General features: G+C 75.3%; 3 protein-coding genes. 2 read left to right on the top strand and 1 reads right to left on the bottom strand.

From position 1 onward, the window contains the following. On the top strand, positions 1 to 252 hold a 252-nt coding region (locus tag VER05_RS06835; protein ID WP_324844632.1), incomplete at its 5' end, for a hypothetical protein. Positions 253 to 361: 109 nt separating this feature from the next. On the opposite strand, the gene VER05_RS06830 is transcribed toward VER05_RS06835, so the two are convergent. Further along, on the bottom strand, positions 362 to 1,354 hold the full coding sequence (locus tag VER05_RS06830; protein ID WP_324844631.1) for a LacI family DNA-binding transcriptional regulator: 993 nt from the start codon (positions 1,352 to 1,354) through the stop codon (positions 362 to 364). 343 nt (positions 1,355 to 1,697) lie between these two features. On the opposite strand from VER05_RS06830, the gene VER05_RS06825 reads away from it, so the two are divergent. After that, positions 1,698 to 2,077, top strand: a 380-nt coding sequence (locus VER05_RS06825; RefSeq protein WP_324844630.1) for an ABC transporter ATP-binding protein, incomplete at its 3' end; no start/stop codon positions are given.

The following is a 2,077-nucleotide window of genomic DNA, read 5'->3' as shown; positions in this document are numbered from 1 at the left end:
CTGGACGCCGGGCCGACGGTCTACGGCGGCGTGCCGCGGGCGGGCGTCGAGCTGTCGCTGCGGCCGTGGTCGGACCGGGCGCTGGACGTGGCGGCGCACCCGCACGAGCTCACCCCGGACGGGCGGCTCTACGTGCACCTGGACGCGGCGCAGCACGGGCTCGGCTCGGCCGCGTGCGGGCCGGGGGTGCTGCCGAACGCGGTGCTCCGGCCGGCCCCGGCCGAGCTGACGCTGCGGCTGACCGCGGGCTGACGCCCCGTCCCCCGCGCACCACGCACGCCGAGCGGGCAGTCGATGTCCCTTCCAGGTCCCGGGAGGGGACATCGACTGCCCGCTCGGCGAGGGGTGGGTGAGCGGGGACTCAGCGCTCGACGAGGCTGAACGGCGTGCCGATGTGCCCGCCCTCGCCGCGGCGCTCGCCGACGAGCAGGTCCAGGATCAGGCCCGTCGACGTCGCGAGGCCCGGGTCGATCGTGGTCAGCGGCGGGATCAGGAACCCGCCCTCCTCGATGTTGTCGTACCCGACGACCGCGACCCGCTCGGGCACCGGGATGCGGTGCACGCCGAGCGTGTAGAGCGCCCCGAACGCCAGCGAGTCGTTGAAGCAGAACACCCCGTCGAAGTCGACGCCATCGGCCAGCAGCTGCTCGACCGCCGCGGACCCCTCCGCGCGGTTGTACGCCTCGACCTCGACGAGCAGCGCCGGGTCCAGCGGGATCCCCGCGGCGGCGAGTGCGCGCCGGTAGCCCTCGAACCGCACGTGACCCGTCGAGCCACCGTCGCCGGGCTGGAACCCGATCGCCGCGATCCGTGTCCGGCCCTGCTCGACGAGGTGCCGGGTCGCCGTCTCGGCCGCGGCGGCGTTGTCGGGGCCGACGTGCGGGACGGTGTCGGACGCCAGGCCCTCGCCGTGCTCGCCGATGAGGACGAGCGGGACGGTGCTCCGGCGCGCCGCCATGTCGTCCCGGGTGAGCCGCAGCGGGCTGAACACCAGGCCGTCGATCGCGGGCAGGTCCTCGGACTCGAGCATCGACAGCTCGACCTCGCGGGTGCCCTTCGACTGCGTGACCAGCACCGTCGCCCCCCGCGCCTCGGCGGCGGTGACGAACTCGGACGCGAACTCGGCGAAGTACGGCTCCCGCAGGCTCGGCACGCACAGGGCGATCAGGCCGCTCCGGCCGCTGCGGAGCTGGCGGGCGGCGAGGTTCGGGCGGTAGCCGAGCTCGGCGATGACGGCGAGGACGCGCTCGCGAACGGGGGCGCTGACCCAGCCGGTGCCGTTGACGACGTTGGACACCGTCTTGGTGCTGACGCCCACGCGCTCCGCGACGTCGGCGAGGCGGACGCGTGGCATGGGCGGGTCCTCTCGTCGTCCCGCTCGGCCGCGTCCGGGCGGGGTCGGTGCTGGCTGGCCGCATGGACGGGGCCCGCGGTGGGAGCGATCGGGCGATCGTACCGGGGCCATCGGTCGACGGTTCAACGTCGAACGCCCGCGGGTGTGCTGCTCGCACCACGGACGCGACCGCGCAGATGCCCCTTGTGGCGCACCGGACCGCTCCCTACCGTCGAGGGCTCAGCCGCGGTCCGTCCCCTGCCTCGTCGTCGGGGGCGTCCTTGCTCCCGACGGAGGGTCGTGGCTGATGGTCGACATGCAGCACCGCACGCGAGCGGGGGGCCGGGCGCGTGACGCCGCGGGCATGCAGGGGCCTGACGACGACGTCGTCCTCTCCCTCGACGGCGTCACGCACGTCTTCGAGACCGGGGCCGCCCCCGTCCGAGCCGTCGACGACGTCACCGCCGCGTTCCGCCGCGGCACCTGGACCGCGATCATGGGCCCGTCCGGCTCCGGGAAGTCGACGCTGCTCTACTGCGCCGCCGGCTTGATCCGCGCCACCGCCGGCCGCATCCTGCTCGACGGCGTCGACGTCCGCGCCGCGTCCGAGCGCCGGCTCACCGCCTTGCGGCGCCAGCGGCTGGGGTTCGTGTTCCAGGACTTCAACCTCGTCCCCGCGCTCACGGCGGAGCAGAACGTCGGCCTGCCCGCCCGGTTCGACGGCCGGCCCGCCGCGGACGACGC

Origin of the sequence: Cellulomonas sp. (assembly GCF_035634735.1) — a bacterium.
Classification (GTDB): Bacteria; Actinomycetota; Actinomycetes; order Actinomycetales; family Cellulomonadaceae; genus Cellulomonas.
This window is presented reverse-complemented; position numbering and strand designations above follow the sequence as displayed.